The organism is Butyrivibrio sp. AE3004 (assembly GCF_000703165.1).
Taxonomy (GTDB): domain Bacteria; phylum Bacillota; class Clostridia; order Lachnospirales; family Lachnospiraceae; genus Butyrivibrio.
Window position 1 is genome coordinate 3,498,909 of record NZ_JNLQ01000002.1, and the last position, 15,960, is coordinate 3,514,868.

A 15,960-nucleotide genomic window follows, 5' to 3' on the forward strand; every position below is an offset into this window, starting at 1 on the left:
GGGGTAATTTAAGTAATGGAACATCAGGCAACAAATTTATTGGAAAACTACGTTTTTGGAGTGGATATAGGCGGAACTACCGTTAAGATCGGACTCCTTGATATGGATGGACACAAGATTGAAGTATGGGAGATCCCTACAAGAATTGAGAATGAAGGAAAAAATGTCCTTCCCGATATAGCTGAAGCCATCAGAAAAAAGATGGAAGAGAGAGGTATCAAGGATTCACAGGTTGTAGGTGTAGGCGCAGGTGCTCCGGGTCCTTTCGGTGATGACGGTACTATTTTCAAGGCAGTTAATCTTGGATGGAGTGAGTTTAACATGAAGCATGAGCTTCACGACCTTGTTAAGATTCCGGTTAAGTGCGGTAACGATGCTAACGTGGCAGCCCTTGGTGAGTACTGGATGGGCGGCGGCCAGGGCTATAAGGATATGCTTATGGTAACATTGGGAACCGGTGTCGGCGGCGGAATTATCCATAAGGGTAAGATTTTCAACGGTGCTAACGGCGCAGCCGGTGAGATCGGACATATCCACATCAATGATGATGAGACAGTTACCTGCGGATGCGGCAACAAGGGATGTCTTGAGCAGTACGCAAGTGCTACGGGAGCAGTTCTTCTTATGAACAGACTTCTTGAGGAGAGTAATGAAGAATGTGTTCTTCGCGGAAAAGATTTTGTATGTAAGGACATTTTTGATGCAGCTAAAAACGGCGATGCTCTTGCAAAAGAAGCTCTTAACCGTTACGGCGAATACCTCGGAAAAGGACTTGCTATGATCGCATCCACAGTAAATCCTGAGGTCATCGTATTCGGCGGCGGCGTATCAAAGGCAGGAGATATCCTCTTTGACCTTGTTCGTCCTTCCTTTGAAAAATACGTATTCCCGGGTGCAAAGAGAACAAAATTCGCTCTTGCAAAGCTTGGTAATGATGCAGGAATCTACGGAGCAGCTAAATTAGTTTTGGATTCGGTTTCATAAATTATGAGATTTGATTTAGATAAGAAGCTATCCGGTATACTTCCGGAAGCAAATATCATAAAAAATGAAGAAATGAGCAGGCACACCACGTTTCGTACGGGTGGGCCTGCCGATTATTTTGTAAAGATAAGTAATGAAAAAGAGCTGAAAGAGGTGCTGTCTCTTTTCAGAGAAGAGAAAATGAAAATGCAGGAGGACTACTACATCCTTGGAAACGGAAGTAACCTCCTTGTTTCAGATAAAGGTTTTGATGGCGTTATCATATATCTTTGCGGAGACTTTGCGCAGGTTTTACTTGTAGAAGACGAAGTTATCAGGGCCGGAGCGGCAGCACTTAATGTAAATGTTGCAAACTTTGCAAGGGATAATGAACTTACAGGTCTTGAGTTTGCGCACGGCATTCCCGGTTCTGTCGGTGGTGCCCTCGTTATGAACGCAGGTGCCTACGGCGGCGAGATGAAGCAGGTAGTACAGAGTGTAACCGCAATTCTCGAGGACGGAAGTATTAAAAATATTAGCGGGGATGCTCTTGAATTTGGATACAGAACCAGTATTTTTAAGAGAATGAAATGTGTTATAACCGGCTGTGATATCAGGCTCAAAAAGGGCGACAGGGAAGTAATAGAGAGTACTATGAATGAGCTTAAGGAAAAGAGGGTTTCAAAACAACCACTGAACTTTCCAAGCGCCGGTTCAACATTTAAAAGACCCGAGGGTTATTTTGCGGGTAAACTGATAGAAGATGCAGGACTTAGGGGGTACTGCGTCGGTGACGCACAGGTTTCGGAAAAACATTGCGGGTTTGTAATTAATAAAGGCAATGCGACCTCCGATGAAGTATATAGGCTTATTACCTATATACAGGACAGGGTATTTGAACAATCCGGGGTCAGACTTACTCCGGAAGTAATTCTTTTGGGAGATTTTAAAGCATGAGGATTGTAATTGTTACCGGAATGAGTGGTGGTGGAAAATCCACAGCTATTCATATGCTAGAGGATGCAGGCTTTTACTGTGTGGACAATCTGCCGCCGAGCCTGTTTGAAAAATTTGCGGAAATTATAACGCTTCCTGACAGTGAGGTAACAAAGGTCGCTGTAGGATTTGATGCAAGATCCGGACAGAAATTTGAGGATGCACCGAGAGTTATAGATGATCTAAGAAAAAGAGGACTTCCTGTTGAAGTGCTGTTTTTGGAGTGCTCGGATGCTGTCCTGGTAAAGAGATATAAGGAGACCAGAAGAAGACATCCGCTATCTCCTGAGGGAAGAATTGAGGATGGTATTAACAGGGAGAGAGAGCTTCTTGCAAAGCTAAGAACCCAGGCCGACTACATAATCGATACTTCACAGCTTCTCACCCGTGAATTTAAGCTTGAGATGGAGAGGATATTTGTAGCAAACGAAAAGCATAATAACCTTATGGTCACAGTGCTCTCCTTTGGATTCAAGCATGGTATTCCTTCGGATGCAGATCTTGTTTTTGATGTGAGATTTTTGCCCAATCCTTTTTATATTGATGACTTGAAACACCTCACAGGAAATGACAAGCCGGTTCAGGATTATGTAAAGAGTTTTCCTGAGTGCGGACAGTTTCTGGACAAGCTGGAGGATATGCTGAAATTCCTTATGCCCGGTTACATTAATGAAGGAAAATACCAGCTTGTTGTTGCAATCGGATGTACCGGCGGACAGCACAGATCTGTAACTATCGCCAACGAGATATATGACAGACTGAAAGCTGCAAATGATGTTGGTGTAAAGATTTATCACAGAGATTTAAAACATGCAAGGTGAGCGCCATGTCATTTTCAAGCGATGTAAAAAATGAGCTTTCAAAACAGATTTCCACACCGCGTCACTGCAAGATGTCGGAACTGGCAGCACTTTTGCTTTCCTGCGGAATGGCAGAACGGTCGGAAAGCGGCTTGTATACTGTATATTTGCAGTCCGATGCGGAGAGCCAATCGAGAAAGTTCTTTACAATACTAAAAAAAGCATATAATATAGAGACTAGTGTGCTTGATAAAGTGCCGGAGAAGCACCTTGGAGGTAAGGTTTATCTGCCGGTTCTTCAAGGAGGAGAAGAGATTTCTTCTATATTAAAGTCCATTCATTTAACAGATGAGGATGGGAATATCAGGACAGCTGAGGATGGTATAAGCCACAGACTGGTAAGGCAGTCCTGCTGCAAGAGAGCATTTTTGAGAGACACATTTTTGTGTATTGGTTCGGTAAGTGACCCGAGCAAGTCATATCATCTTGAATTTGCCTGTACCTCAGAGAGGTTTGCAAATGATTTAAAGCAGATGATAGAGAGCTTTGATATTGAGGCCAGGATCGTAATACGAAAAAAGTATTATGTGGTCTACATTAAGGAGAGCACGGCAATCGTGGACATGCTTAATGTAATGGAAGCACCGGTGAGTCTTATGAATATGGAGAATGAGCGTATAGTTAAAGAGATGCGCAATTCCATAAACAGAAGGGTCAACTGCGAAACAGCTAATATCACAAAAACAGTCAATGCAGCATCGAGACAGACCAATGATATACTATACTTGAAGGATCACTACGGATTTGAGAATCTTCCGAAGGGGCTTGAAGATATGGCAAGGGTCAGGCTGCAATATCCGGATGCAACATTGTTGGAGCTTGGTAAATATCTTGATCCGCCGGTTGGCAAGTCAGGTGTTAACCATAGGCTCAGAAAACTCAGTGAACTCGCCGATAAGATACGAGGCTGAGTAAAGCTGCGATTTCTGCAGTAAGAGGAGGAAATTATGATCACAAAATCTATCGAGATTAAGCTTCCAGGTGGACTTGAGGCACGTCCGGTTGCCGAGCTGGTTCAGCTTGCCAGTCGTTTTGACAGCACAGTGCATATTGAAGCACAGTCCAAGAAGGTGAATGCTAAGAGCATCATGGGAATGATGACATTAAGCCTTAGCAGTGGCGAAGAAGTTACTGTAATCGCTGATGGTTCAGATGAGAGAGATGCCGTAGCAGGTATGGAAAGTTTTCTTATGGGAAACTTACAGCTTTCTTAAATTATAAATAGGTGGAAAGCCCCGGTTACATTCTATATAATGAATGTAACCGGTTTTTTATTAAAAAGATAATTAATTTGTAGTTAATAGTTAATAAAAAATTTCCGTTATGGATGCGCATCGGCGCAAAAGAAATATGTTGCTGATTCGGAGGAAGTATGAAAAAAAAGAAAATGCTTTTTGTTTATAATCCCAAAGCAGGTAAAGAACGTATAAAAAGTAATCTGCTCGATATAATTGACATCTTTTCCAGAGCAGGTTATGAGGTTACCGTTCATCCCACACAGGAGAGCGGGGATGCCACTAAAGCAGTAAAAAACAGAGAAAATATTTATGACATTGTTACCTGTAGCGGAGGAGACGGCACTCTTGATGAAGTAGTAAACGGAATGTGGCAGTCCAAAAAGCGTATACCGATAGGCTATGTTCCTGCCGGCTCGACAAATGATTTTGCCATGAGTCTGGGGATACCCTCAGAAATGCATGCTTCCGCAGAAGCGCTTGTAAGCGGCAAAGAATATGCCTGTGATATCGGTGTTATGAACGATGAGATTTTCGTATATATTGCGGCATTTGGGCTGTTTACTGATGTGTCGTATCTGACAAAGCAGGACATTAAAAATGTTCTGGGACATATGGCATACATTATTGAGGGGGCAAGGCGAATTTCTGAGATAAGGTCCTACCACGTAAAGGTTACTACTGACGATCAGGTGATAGAGGATGATTTTATTTTCGGTATGGTAACAAATTCCATCTCGGTAGGTGGCTTCAAAGACATAACAGGCAAACATATAGGGCTTGATGACGGAGTTTTCGAGGTGACACTTGTAAAGATGCCGGATAATATGCTTGATATGAGTAATCTGTTGGCGGCCTTTTTAAACAGGGATATAAATACCGATCTTATGTACTGTTTTAAGACAAGTCATATTTCATTCGAATCCAGAGAAAATATAGCCTGGACAAGAGACGGCGAATATGGCGGGGATCATAAATTTGTGGAAATTAAAAACGAGAATAAAGCACTGAATATTATGGTGCCGGATAAGAAATAATGAAAAATACAGGGCGGACAGCGGATTGCTGTCCGTTCATTTTTTGTTCATAGAACGTTAAAAGACTATTAACGCCAGATTATTTCTAGGACATTTATTTTCGCTATACTAAAGATGTCAGATGAAGAAAGGCAATACCAATAAAAAAATAACTTTTTCATAATATGCCAAGGAAACAATAGTTTCCTTGGCATCCTCCCTTTATAGGGCTTTTTTTATTTATACTGTTTCCGGTTCCGGATAATCTACACCAAATGTTTCTACAGTAACAGTTTCCATAACCTGATCTGTTGTGGGTCTGTCACGCCAGTCTGTTTCTGTCTCGGCAATCTTGTTTACCACATCCATTCCTTCAATTACTTTACCGAATGCAGCGTAAGCGCCATCAAGATGAGGAGCATTTTTATGCATGATAAAGAACTGAGAGCCTGCGGAATCGGGAATCTGAGTACGAGCCATGGAAAGAACGCCCTCTGTATGAAGAAGATCATTCTTGAAACCATTCTGTGAAAACTCTCCCTTTATTGAATAGCCAGGGCCACCCATTCCGGTACCTTCGGGATCGCCGCCCTGAAGCATGAAACCTTTGATAACACGATGGAAAATAACACCGTCATAGAAGTTGTGGTTGATCAGAGAAATAAAGTTGTTAACAGTGTTTGGTGCAATTTCAGGATAGAGCTCTGCTTTTATAACGTCTCCACCCTTCATGGTGATTGTTACAATAGGATTTTTTGTGTCTGCCATTTTGTTCTCCTTTTTTCGAAAAAAAGTGTAAACACTTTACGATTATTTGTGGTTTTCATGGTAGAAAACCGCGATTAATTATACAATATACATGAGGTATAGAAAAGTTGCTTAGGGAAATCATTTTTGTCTTAAAATATCAGACTGATGTTGGCATCAGCTCAAAAATTTACAGTGCTTCCGAATATCTGTCGGAGGAGGGATTCTTTAGCCGCGTAGTTTATCCTGATAAGGAAATACAGACTAAAGAAAAACTTTTGCTGGGCATTATGGAGAATACGCAGGAGAAAAATCTTGGCGATATTCTTTTTATGACGGATTCCTCGGAGCTATCGGAGATCCTTTTGTGCAGCGGCGCATATGTTGTCGGGATACAGCACGAGGAGAATCGAAATGAGAATTTCCCGGGATTAAAATATGTTTTCACGGACATAGAAGAGGTTGGGACTGATTCCTATGAAAAGGCATACCAGAGATATGCACATCTTCCGTGGAAAATTCTGGAGACCGAAAGATGCATAATCAGGGAAACCACAGTTGAGGATGTGGATGTTTTCTACGAGATATATGCAGACCCCGAGATGACCAGATATATGGAAGGGCTCTTTAAAAATCCTGAGGATGAAAAGAAGTATACGCGCGACTACATTGAGAAAGTCTATGGGCTTTTGGGATTCGGTACCTGGACTGTTGTAAGGAAAAAAGACAACGAGGTTATCGGAAGAGCCGGCTTTAGTGTAAGAAACGGTTTTGACGATATTGAACTCGGATTTTTGATAGGGACCGATTATCAGCGCCGGGGATATGCATATGAAGTATGCAGTGCTATTTTGGAATATGGAAAACAGGTTCTTCAATTTGAGCGTATCCAGACTTTTGTAAAAAAAGAAAATCTTGTATCTATACATCTGTGTGAGAAATTGGGATTTACTGTATCAGAGGAAGTGGATATAGAGGAAAATATCTACGGTGAAGAGTATCATGACGGGCTTAAAGTTGAGCCTTCAAAGGCACAATTTGGCAAATATATAAGAATGGTGCTTGATATTTGAATTTTTTTCAGTTACCATACATTTGAAGAAAGAGGCAAAAAATTACGTAGTACCCATTAGTGTAGGAGGTATGGATGAGTTCAATGGATTTGTTTTCGTTAATTGCAGGGCTTCTCGGAGGATTAGCTCTGTTTATGTATGGCATGAATGTAATGAGCGGAGGTCTTACCAAGACCGCCGGAGGAAAGCTGGAATCGGCGCTGAGTAAGGTTACGGCGCATCCAATCATTGCATATCTGTTCGGTGTAGGAGTTACTGCACTGGTTCAGTCGTCTTCAGCTTCAACCGTAATGGTTGTAGGTCTTGTTAATTCAGGAATTATGACTCTTAAGGAAGCTGTCAATGTAATCCTCGGTGCAAACCTTGGTACAACATTTACGGCATGGCTGCTCAGCTTGAATGCTATCAGCAGTGATAACTTTCTTATCAATCTTTTAAAACCCACATCATTTACGCCGTTTCTGGCAATCATCGGTATAGTTCTTTACATGTTCTCAAAGAGCGACAAAAAGAACAACATTGGTTTGATACTTATCGGTTTTTCAGTGCTTATGTTTGGAATGAGCATGATGTCGGATGCTGTATCACCTCTTGAGAATAACAAGGGATTCCAGAACATACTGATGACCTTCAGTAATCCGATAATTGGTTTTTTGGTGGGCGTTCTTTTTACAATGGTAATTCAAAGCTCTGCCGGTACCATCGGTATCATGCAGGCTCTGGCGGCATCTGTCCATATAACATACAGCGTTGCGCTGCCGGTTGTAGTAGGCGCAGAGGTTGGAACATGTATAACAGCAATTCTTTCTTCACTCGGTGCCAATAAGAACGGTAAGAGAACAGCTCTCATGCATTTGTATTTCAATATTATAAAGGCTGTTTCCTTTATGATAATTTTCTATGCATTACATATGACACTTAATTTTGCTTTTATGCATGAGACAGCAGGAATGGTTGGAATAGCTTCCATTCATACACTTATAAACCTTGTGGCAACACCTCTTATGGTGCCATTCTCGGGACTCCTTGTTAATATGGCACTTGCTACTATTCCGATTGATGAAAAGGAAAGAGAAGAGCAGGAAGAGATGCAGGGCATTACAAAGCTGGATCCCAGATTCCTTACAAACCCGCCTTTTGCTCTTGAACAGAGTAAACAGGTTGCAGTTGATATGGCAAACTTTGCAAGAGAAGGCCTTGAAAAAGCTATACCGCTTCTTGAAAATTACGATGCTGCGGTTGCTGATGAAGTCAGACGTCTCGAAGAGAAGGTTGACCGCTACGAAGATCAGCTCGGAACCTATCTTATGCAGATAAACAATCATCATCTTGCTGAGACAGATTCAAGAACCCTTTCAATAATTCTTCACTGCATTACGGATTTTGAGAGAATTAGCGATCACACATTAAACATAGCTCAGATAGCCCGCAACATGCATGATAAGGATGAGCATTTTTCAGCTAAGGCCAGTGAAGAGCTTCGCATATTCTCAAATGCGGTTAAGGAGATATTTGATCTTGCATTCCAGTCCTTCCTTAATCAGGACTTAGAGCTTGCAAAATCGGTTGAACCTCTTGAGGAAGTAATAGATGGCCTCAATATGGAGGTTAAGCGCAGACACGTAAGAAGACTCAGAAAAGGTAAATGTACCATAGATATGGGCTTTAGTTTATCGGAGCTTGGAACAGACTATGAGAGAATCGCAGACCACTGCAGCAATATAGCTGTTTGCCTGCTTGAAGTCAGCGAAGGACTTTTTGATACGCATGAATATATCGAGCATCTCAAGGAAGAAAAGAATCAGGAATTTGAGCATGCGGTAGATATGTATGAGAGAAAATATCGCCTTCCCAACATGAAGAAGTCTGAGGAAGACGAGATTGATCCTTCTTTTGCTGAGGAACATTCAGTGCTTGTTGATATTATGAATGCCGAGGAGGAAGAAATCCTTGACGAAGCAGTTGCAGCTGCCGGCGTTACCAGAGCAGATAAGCTGTCTGAAAAAGTTAAGGATAAGCTCACAGGAAAGACTAAAGATAAATCAAAAGAGAAATCCAAGGATAAAAAAGATAAGAAGAAAGACAAGGCTAAGAAAGATAAGAACATAGAAGATTAAAAGCAATTAAAGGCAGATGAAAGGATATATATGAGTACCAGAATTATTGAATTAAAAAGAAGCGTATTTGAGAGTAATGACGAAAGAGCTGAGCTCCTTAGAAAAGAGCTTAAGGAAAAAGGGATTTTCCTTCTTAATCTCATGTCATCACCCGGATCGGGAAAGACCACAACTCTTAAGGCAACAATAGCAGCCCTTAAGGACAAGTATAAGATTGGAGTTATGGAAGCAGACATTGACTCAGATGTTGATGCAAAGAAGATAGCAGAGACAGGTGTTAAAGCAATCCAGCTACATACAGGCGGAATGTGCCATCTTGATGCTGATATGACAAGACAGGGACTTGACGCACTTGTTGAAGGCGATGTTGATCTGGCTATTTTGGAGAATGTCGGTAACCTGGTTTGCCCTGCGGAATTTGATACAGGTGCTTCAAAGAATGCAATGATCCTTTCTGTTCCGGAAGGTCATGATAAGCCTCTTAAATATCCTCTTATGTTCAGCATCTGCGATGTTGTTCTTATTAACAAGATGGATGTAGCTCCTTATTTTGACTTTGACCTTGAGAAATGCAAGGAATATATTCACATGAGAAATCCTAAGGCGGAGATAATTCCAATCTGCGCAAAGACAGGTGAGGGTGTTGATGAATTTGCAAAATGGCTCAGTGCTCAGGTCGAGGATTGGAAAAACGCCTGATAGCGGCAGAAAAATTGAGGAATAAATGACAACGGGAAAAATACATTCAATAGAAACCTTCGGATCTGTAGACGGTCCGGGAGTTCGTTTTATCATATTTTTAAAAGGCTGTAATCTCAGATGTAAATACTGTCATAATGCAGACACCTGGAACCCGGAATCAGATGACATCAGAACTGTGGATGAGCTTCTTGATAAAGCCGAGCGTTACAGAAGCTACTGGGGAGATGAAGGCGGTATAACCGTCAGCGGAGGAGAACCCCTTCTTCAATTGGATTTTCTTGCAGAACTGTTTGAAGAAGCAAAAAGGAGAGGGATAAATACCTGCATTGATACAGCTGCAGAACCTTTTACAAGACAGGAACCCTTCTTTTCAAAGTTTAATGAACTGATGAAGAACACGGATATTCTTCTGGTTGATATAAAGCATATAAATAACGAGGAGCATATAAAGCTCACAGGAAAGCCAAACGACAATATAAAAGATTGTCTTAGATATCTTTCTGAAATCGGGAAGCCGGTGTGGATAAGACATGTACTTGTTCCGGGAATAACCGATAATGATGAGTATCTTAAGGAGACGAGAGCCTTCCTTGATACGCTTTCAAATGTTCAAAGAGTTGATGTTCTTCCCTACCATTCACTTGGACAGTTTAAGTGGGAGCAGCTCGGAATTCCTTATCAGCTAGAAGGAGTTGAAGCTCCGACAGCTGAAAGAATAGCAAACGCAAAGAAAATTCTCGGAGCGGGTTAACATAGTTTAAAATCATACAAGAAAATTAAAAAAATTGTTAAAAAAGTGCCAAAGTTGACAAAAGTTATCAACTTTGGCTTTTTTTGAGGGTTTTTGGTTGAAAAGTACGCTCGTATATGTAAGAATACCAATTGGTGCCATAATGAAATATATATCTTGTGGTTTATATGATGTGCTATACTATATATAGTGGTATGGATTATGCGTGCCGGATTATTCATTTTTTTTGTTGCAATAGCAACTTTTTATAGACTCTGAGGGTGGTATCATAGGCGCGAAAGAGAGGAGCGAAAATTATGAAAGAACAATGGAGAGGTTTCAAAGGAAATAAGTGGACTGACGAAGTTAACTTAAGAGAATTTATCCAGAACAATTACACCATGTATGACGGAGACGAGAGTTTCCTTGCTGATGCTACAGAAGCTACAGATAAGCTCTGGGGCAAACTTCAGGAGCTTCAGAAGAAGGAGCGTGAGAACGGTGGCGTTCTTGAGTGTGAGACAGAGGTTGTATCAAGTCTTACAGCTTATGGCCCCGGTTACATCGATGAGTCAATGAAGGATCTTGAGCAGGTTGTAGGTCTTCAGACAGATAAGCCTCTTAAGAGAGCATTCATGCCTTACGGCGGTATCAAGATGGCTGAGCAGGCTGCTGATACTTACGGCTATAAAGTAAATGAGAAATTCCACAAGATTTTTACTGAATATCACAAAACACACAACCAGGCAGTTTTTGATGCTTATACACCTGAGATGATGGCTGCACGTCACAGTCACATCGTTACAGGACTTCCGGATACATACGGACGCGGACGTATCGTAGGCGACTACAGAAGAGTAGCTCTTTACGGTATTGACTTCCTTATCGAGCAGAAGAAGGAAGACCTTGCTCTTTGCGGCTGTGGCGTTATGACAGATGATATTATCCGTCAGCGTGAAGAGATTGCAGAGCAGATGCGTGCACTTCGCGGAATGAAAGAAATGGCAGCAGTTTACGGCTTTGATATTTCACAGCCTGCAAACAATGCAAGAGAGGCTGTTCAGTGGCTGTACTTCGGTTATCTTGCTGCTATCAAGACACAGAACGGTGCGGCTATGTCAGTTGGTCGTGTTTCTACATTCCTTGATATTTATATTGAAAGAGATCTCAAAGAGGGTACTCTTACTGAGTCAGAGGCACAGGAGCTTATCGATCATCTCGTTATGAAGTGCCGTATGGTTAAATTTGCACGTATCCCCAGCTACAATCAGCTGTTCTCCGGTGACCCGGTTTGGGCTACACTTGAGGTCGGTGGACTTGGTATGGACGGGCGTCATATGGTTACAAAGAATGACTATCGTTTCCTTCATACTCTTGAGAACATGGGACCTTCACCTGAGCCTAACCTTACAGTGCTCTATTCTTCAAGACTTCCCAAGACCTTCAAGAAGTATGCTGCTAAGATTTCTGTTACAACATCTTCTATCCAGTATGAGAATGACGACGTTATGCGTCCTGTATGGGGCGATGATTACAGCATTTGCTGCTGTGTATCAGCTACCCAGACAGGTAAGGAAATGCAGTTCTTCGGAGCAAGAGCTAACCTTGCTAAGTGTCTTCTTTACGCTATCAACGGCGGTAAGGATGAGAAGTTCCTTGATAAGCAGGGTAACCACATGCAGGTAGGTCCTGAATATGCACCTATTACGTCAGAGTACCTTGACTTTGATGAGGTTATGCACAAATATGACAAGATGATGGATTGGCTTGCAAGCCTCTATGTTAATATCCTGAATCTTATCCAGTACATGCATGATAAGTACTACTACGAAGCAGCTGAGATGGCTCTTATCGATACAGATGTACGTCGTACATTCGCTACAGGTATCGCAGGCTTCTCACACGTTGTAGATTCACTTTGCGCTATTAAGTATGCAAAGGTTAAGACAGTTCGTGATGAATCCGGACTTGTTGTAGATTACAAGATTGAGGGAGACTTCCCTAAATACGGTAATGATGATGAGAGAGCTGATGAGATAGCTGTATGGCTTCTCAAGACATTCCTTAAGAAGGTTAAGAAGAACCACACTTACAGAAATTCAGAGCCTACAACATCAATCCTTACTATCACATCAAACGTAGTATACGGTAAGGCTACAGGTGCACTTCCGGATGGAAGACCTGCATTTGCTCCTTTCGCTCCCGGTGCTAACCCGGCTTACGGCGCTGAGCAGTCAGGACTTCTTGCATCACTTAATTCAGTTGCAAAGCTTCCTTACGAGTATGCACTTGATGGAATTTCCAATACACAGACAATCAATCCCGGCGCTCTTGGACATGATGACGATGAGCGTGCAGATAAGCTTGTAAGCGTAATGGACGGATACTTTGATCAGGGCGCTCATCACCTTAACGTAAATGTATTCGGTGTAGAGAAGCTTAAGGACGCTATGGAGCATCCTGAAAAGCCTGAGTATGCTAACTTCACAATTCGTGTATCAGGTTACGCTGTTAAGTTCATTGATCTTACAAAAGAGCAGCAGCTTGACGTAATCAACCGTACTTGCCACGAGAGCATGTAATTATTTTGAAAAGCCTTCCCCTTCAAAAAGCATTCCTTTTGAAGGGGGTATCTTAAAAAGCCTTCCCCCTTTCAAGGGGGAAGGTGGCGCAAAGCGCCGGATGAGGGTAAAAAGAGCAGCGAAGCTGCTCTTTTTTTAATCTAAAGAACTCCACAATTACTAAAATATAAAACACACTCCTTAATTCTTTCTTATATTTTTCTACAACCCATGCCATTTTATCTTCAAATGTGCTACACTAAAATGTGTTCCAAAGTTTCTCTAAACTATGAATTCTTGAACGTAAAAATGAAAATGAGTTCAAAAATCTATATTTTTGTTTTACCGAATCCGGAACAGTCTATTTCAAAAATATCCCGCATATCGGGAAATCTCCAAAGGAAAGGTGGTGGTTTTATGAAGAAGATTAAACATGTAAGTAGCGATAATCCTCTGCCTCGAAGTACCAACTTAATAAAAAACCACACCGAAAGGAGATTCCCATGGAAGAAAATACAATCATGGACGTAATCCGTGAACTCCTTGAGAGCAAGCAGTATACAAAACTCCGCCAGACTTTTGCGGATATGAATACTGCGGATATCGCTGCTATCATGGACGACATGGAAAATGAAGACTCATTAAAGATGTTCCGCATCCTGCCAAAGGACATGGCTGCGGACGTATTTGCCAACCTCGAAATTGAGGATCAGCAGTACATTATTCAATCTCTGTCCGATAAAGAAGCAGGCAACATCATCGACAACCTGATGGCCGATGATGCTACTGACCTTTTGGAAGAGATGCCGGCAAGTATAGTAAAAAAGATTCTCGCGAATGCAAGGCCTGATACCAGAGCGGATATAAATCATCTGCTTAGATATCCTGAGGATTCCGCAGGTTCCATCATGACTGTGGAGTATATAGACCTCAAGGAATACATGACAGTTGAACAGGCCATAGCCAGAATAAGGAAAATGGGCCTTGATTCTGAAACGGTAAATACCTGTTACGTTGTGACGAACCAGAGAATACTGGTGGGTACAGTAGCACTTCGCTATCTGCTTATTAAAGATGGCGATGAAAAAATCGGCGACATCATGAATACTCATGTCATAAGTATTAACACTATGACTGACCAGGAAGAAGCCGCCAACATGTTCAAAAAATACGACTTCACCGTGATGCCTGTAGTTGATAACGAGAATCGAATGATCGGTATCATCACCATCGATGACGTTGTCGACATCATTGAAGAAGAGGCTACCGAGGATATCGAGAAGATGGCAGCTATCATCCCTTCCGATAAGCCGTATTCAAAAATCGGAATCCTGGATGTATATAAAAACCGTATGCCATGGCTTTTGTTTTTGATGATAAGTGCGACCTTTACCGGAGCGATAATTACGAAGTTCTCTGATGCTTTGTCCGCATATGTTGTGCTGACAGCATATATTCCTATGCTTATGGATACGGGTGGTAATGCCGGATCACAAGCCAGTGTTTCAATTATCCGTAGCCTGTCCCTTGGAGAGATCGAATTTGGCGATCTGTTCAAAGTATGGTGGAAGGAAGCAAGGGTAGCGGTACTTTGTGGAGTAACTCTTTCAGTAGCAAACTTTGTAAAACTCCTTATTATAGACAAACTTCAAATTCAGGTGGCTGCTGTTGTATGCCTGACACTGGTAATAGTTGTTATTATTGCAAAGAGCATAGGATGCCTTCTTCCCATGTGCGCAGATAAGCTTGGTTTTGACCCTGCAGTAATGGCATCGCCTATGATCACAACAATCGTAGATGCAATTTCGCTTCTTGCATACTTTACAATTGCGACTCAGCTGCTGCATTTGGCAGTGTAGAAAGAATTGATGGTGTAAATCTATATTAAAGCCTTCCCCCTTTTAAAGGGGGAAGGTGGCGCGAAGCGCCGGATGAGGGATTGCCTATTTTAGCAAGGACAGGCTGTGAAAAATAAAGCCTTCCCCTTTTTAAGGGGGAAGGTGGCGCGAAGCGCCGGATGAGGGATTGCCTATTTTAGCAAGGACAGGCTGTGAAAAATAAAGCCTTCCCCTTTTTAAGGGGGAAGGTGGCGCGAAGCACCGGATGAGGGATTGCCTATTTTAGCAAGGACAGGCTGTGAAAAATAAAGCCTTCCCCTTTTTAAGGGGGAAGGTGGCGCGAAGCGCCGGATGAGGGATTGCCTATTTAACAATGTCTGCCTGCTTAATAAAAAAATAACAGCATAATTTAAGACTGTTATTCTTTATTAAGTATAGCTGCAAAAAAACTGTTTTATTAAAAAAATTAGAAAGCTTTCTATGTCTAGAAGTACCAATCCATTAAAGAAAAATTCACAGATCTTACGCAAAGAAATGACAAAAGAAGAGAGACATTTGTGGTATGACTTTCTTAAAGGGCTGAACATTACTATAAAACGCCAAAAGATTGTTGGTAATTATATTCTTGATTTTTACTGTGCCAGTAAGAAGGTTGCTATAGAATTGGATGGATCTCAACATTATTCCAAAGAGGGGAAAGAGAGTGATAGTGAGAGGGATAAGTACCTTCAGGAAAAGGGGATAATGGTTCTGAGATATTCAAATTATGAGATAAATATGCACTGGGATGCTGTATGTGAAGATATAGCAAGACATTTGGGGATAATTGAATAAGGGAAAAGATAAGAGATAAATAATAAGAGATAAATAATAAGAAAAAAATAAGAGATAAGTAAGAGATAAGAGGCTATAGCACTAAAGATTGGTAATTCTTAGTGCTGTAGCCTCTTTTACCTTCAAACGGTAGTTGTAATACCCTCATCCGGCAGCTGCGCTGCCACCTTCCCCCTAGAAGGGGGAAGGCTTTGGATGTTGAACGCTGCCATCTTCCCCCCCCCCTAGAAGGGGGAAGGCTTTGGATGTTGAACGCTGCCATCTTCCCCCTGGAAGGGGGAAGGCTTT

The 15,960-nt window shown here is 41.8% G+C and carries 15 protein-coding genes; 13 read left to right on the top strand and 2 right to left on the bottom strand.

All coding sequences use genetic code 11. The features are described 5' to 3' along the window. The first annotated feature begins 15 nt into the window (after positions 1-15). The 6 genes from BV60_RS0118065 (at position 16) to BV60_RS0118090 (ending at position 5,091) form a co-directional block, all read left to right on the top strand. On the top strand, positions 16-984 hold the full coding sequence (locus BV60_RS0118065; protein ID WP_242841004.1) for an ROK family glucokinase: 969 nt from the start codon (positions 16-18) through the stop codon (positions 982-984). Positions 985-987: 3 nt separating this feature from the next. Continuing rightward, complete coding sequence (gene murB, locus BV60_RS0118070; RefSeq protein ID WP_029323987.1) at positions 988-1,920, top strand: UDP-N-acetylmuramate dehydrogenase; 933 nt, start codon at positions 988-990, stop codon at positions 1,918-1,920. Beyond that, complete coding sequence (gene rapZ / locus BV60_RS0118075) at positions 1,917-2,780, top strand: RNase adapter RapZ (RefSeq protein WP_029323988.1); 864 nt, start codon at positions 1,917-1,919, stop codon at positions 2,778-2,780. Before murB ends, rapZ begins: the two co-directional genes overlap by 4 nt. A gap of 5 nt (positions 2,781-2,785) precedes the next feature. Next, complete coding sequence (whiA, locus tag BV60_RS0118080) at positions 2,786-3,730, top strand: DNA-binding protein WhiA (RefSeq protein ID WP_029323989.1); 945 nt, start codon at positions 2,786-2,788, stop codon at positions 3,728-3,730. A 36-nt stretch (positions 3,731-3,766) separates the two neighbouring features. Further along, a complete protein-coding gene (locus BV60_RS0118085) occupies positions 3,767-4,033 on the top strand; it encodes an HPr family phosphocarrier protein (RefSeq protein WP_029323990.1) in 267 nt (88 codons plus the stop codon). Positions 4,034-4,191: 158 nt separating this feature from the next. Next, on the top strand, positions 4,192-5,091 hold the full coding sequence (locus tag BV60_RS0118090; RefSeq protein WP_029323991.1) for a diacylglycerol/lipid kinase family protein: 900 nt from the start codon (positions 4,192-4,194) through the stop codon (positions 5,089-5,091). Positions 5,092-5,310: 219 nt separating this feature from the next. On the opposite strand, the gene BV60_RS0118095 is transcribed toward BV60_RS0118090, so the two are convergent. Next, positions 5,311-5,838 (bottom strand): peptidylprolyl isomerase, encoded by a 528-nt coding sequence (locus BV60_RS0118095; protein WP_029323992.1) that lies wholly within the window; start codon positions 5,836-5,838, stop codon positions 5,311-5,313. A 107-nt stretch (positions 5,839-5,945) separates the two neighbouring features. On the opposite strand from BV60_RS0118095, the gene BV60_RS22325 reads away from it, so the two are divergent. The 5 genes from BV60_RS22325 to pflB all read left to right on the top strand — a co-directional run bounded on the left by BV60_RS22325 (position 5,946) and on the right by pflB (position 13,021). Next, the gene (locus tag BV60_RS22325; RefSeq protein WP_051656841.1) at positions 5,946-6,890 is read left to right on the top strand and encodes a GNAT family N-acetyltransferase; all 945 of its coding nucleotides are present in this window, start codon (positions 5,946-5,948) and stop codon (positions 6,888-6,890) included. A gap of 74 nt (positions 6,891-6,964) precedes the next feature. After that, positions 6,965-9,007, top strand: a complete 2,043-nt coding sequence (locus BV60_RS0118105) for a Na/Pi cotransporter family protein (RefSeq protein WP_330376326.1) — start codon at positions 6,965-6,967, stop codon at positions 9,005-9,007. A 30-nt stretch (positions 9,008-9,037) separates the two neighbouring features. Beyond that, positions 9,038-9,706, top strand: coding sequence for a hydrogenase nickel incorporation protein HypB (gene hypB, locus BV60_RS0118110; RefSeq protein WP_029323995.1), 669 nt, complete (start codon positions 9,038-9,040; stop codon positions 9,704-9,706). Between the two features lie 25 nt (positions 9,707-9,731). Next, positions 9,732-10,460 (top strand): pyruvate formate-lyase-activating protein, encoded by a 729-nt coding sequence (gene pflA / locus BV60_RS0118115; protein ID WP_029323996.1) that lies wholly within the window; start codon positions 9,732-9,734, stop codon positions 10,458-10,460. A gap of 296 nt (positions 10,461-10,756) precedes the next feature. Continuing rightward, the gene (pflB, locus tag BV60_RS0118120; RefSeq protein WP_029323997.1) at positions 10,757-13,021 is read left to right on the top strand and encodes a formate C-acetyltransferase; all 2,265 of its coding nucleotides are present in this window, start codon (positions 10,757-10,759) and stop codon (positions 13,019-13,021) included. Between the two features lie 52 nt (positions 13,022-13,073). Here pflB and BV60_RS23270 read toward each other — a convergent pair whose 3' ends face one another. Further along, positions 13,074-13,238, bottom strand: coding sequence for a hypothetical protein (locus tag BV60_RS23270; RefSeq protein ID WP_156036154.1), 165 nt, complete (start codon positions 13,236-13,238; stop codon positions 13,074-13,076). Between the two features lie 265 nt (positions 13,239-13,503). Between BV60_RS23270 and mgtE the strand changes: the two genes are divergently transcribed. Together mgtE and BV60_RS0118130 are read left to right on the top strand one after the other, a co-directional pair. Further along, positions 13,504-14,859 (top strand): magnesium transporter, encoded by a 1,356-nt coding sequence (mgtE, locus tag BV60_RS0118125; protein WP_029323998.1) that lies wholly within the window; start codon positions 13,504-13,506, stop codon positions 14,857-14,859. A 459-nt stretch (positions 14,860-15,318) separates the two neighbouring features. After that, positions 15,319-15,672, top strand: a complete 354-nt coding sequence (locus BV60_RS0118130) for an endonuclease domain-containing protein (RefSeq protein WP_035777317.1) — start codon at positions 15,319-15,321, stop codon at positions 15,670-15,672. The last annotated feature ends 288 nt before the right edge of the window (positions 15,673-15,960 follow it).

Coding starts and splice junctions, on each gene's coding strand:
- BV60_RS0118065 (WP_242841004.1), top strand. CDS start 16: ATGGAACATCAGGCAACAAATTTATTGGAAAACTACGTTTTTGGAGTG.
- murB (WP_029323987.1), top strand. CDS start 988: ATGAGATTTGATTTAGATAAGAAGCTATCCGGTATACTTCCGGAAGCA.
- rapZ (WP_029323988.1), top strand. CDS start 1,917: ATGAGGATTGTAATTGTTACCGGAATGAGTGGTGGTGGAAAATCCACA.
- whiA (WP_029323989.1), top strand. CDS start 2,786: ATGTCATTTTCAAGCGATGTAAAAAATGAGCTTTCAAAACAGATTTCC.
- BV60_RS0118085 (WP_029323990.1), top strand. CDS start 3,767: ATGATCACAAAATCTATCGAGATTAAGCTTCCAGGTGGACTTGAGGCA.
- BV60_RS0118090 (WP_029323991.1), top strand. CDS start 4,192: ATGAAAAAAAAGAAAATGCTTTTTGTTTATAATCCCAAAGCAGGTAAA.
- BV60_RS0118095 (WP_029323992.1), bottom strand. CDS start 5,838: ATGGCAGACACAAAAAATCCTATTGTAACAATCACCATGAAGGGTGGA.
- BV60_RS0118105 (WP_330376326.1), top strand. CDS start 6,965: ATGAGTTCAATGGATTTGTTTTCGTTAATTGCAGGGCTTCTCGGAGGA.
- hypB (WP_029323995.1), top strand. CDS start 9,038: ATGAGTACCAGAATTATTGAATTAAAAAGAAGCGTATTTGAGAGTAAT.
- pflA (WP_029323996.1), top strand. CDS start 9,732: ATGACAACGGGAAAAATACATTCAATAGAAACCTTCGGATCTGTAGAC.
- pflB (WP_029323997.1), top strand. CDS start 10,757: ATGAAAGAACAATGGAGAGGTTTCAAAGGAAATAAGTGGACTGACGAA.
- BV60_RS23270 (WP_156036154.1), bottom strand. CDS start 13,238: ATGGCATGGGTTGTAGAAAAATATAAGAAAGAATTAAGGAGTGTGTTT.
- mgtE (WP_029323998.1), top strand. CDS start 13,504: ATGGAAGAAAATACAATCATGGACGTAATCCGTGAACTCCTTGAGAGC.
- BV60_RS0118130 (WP_035777317.1), top strand. CDS start 15,319: ATGTCTAGAAGTACCAATCCATTAAAGAAAAATTCACAGATCTTACGC.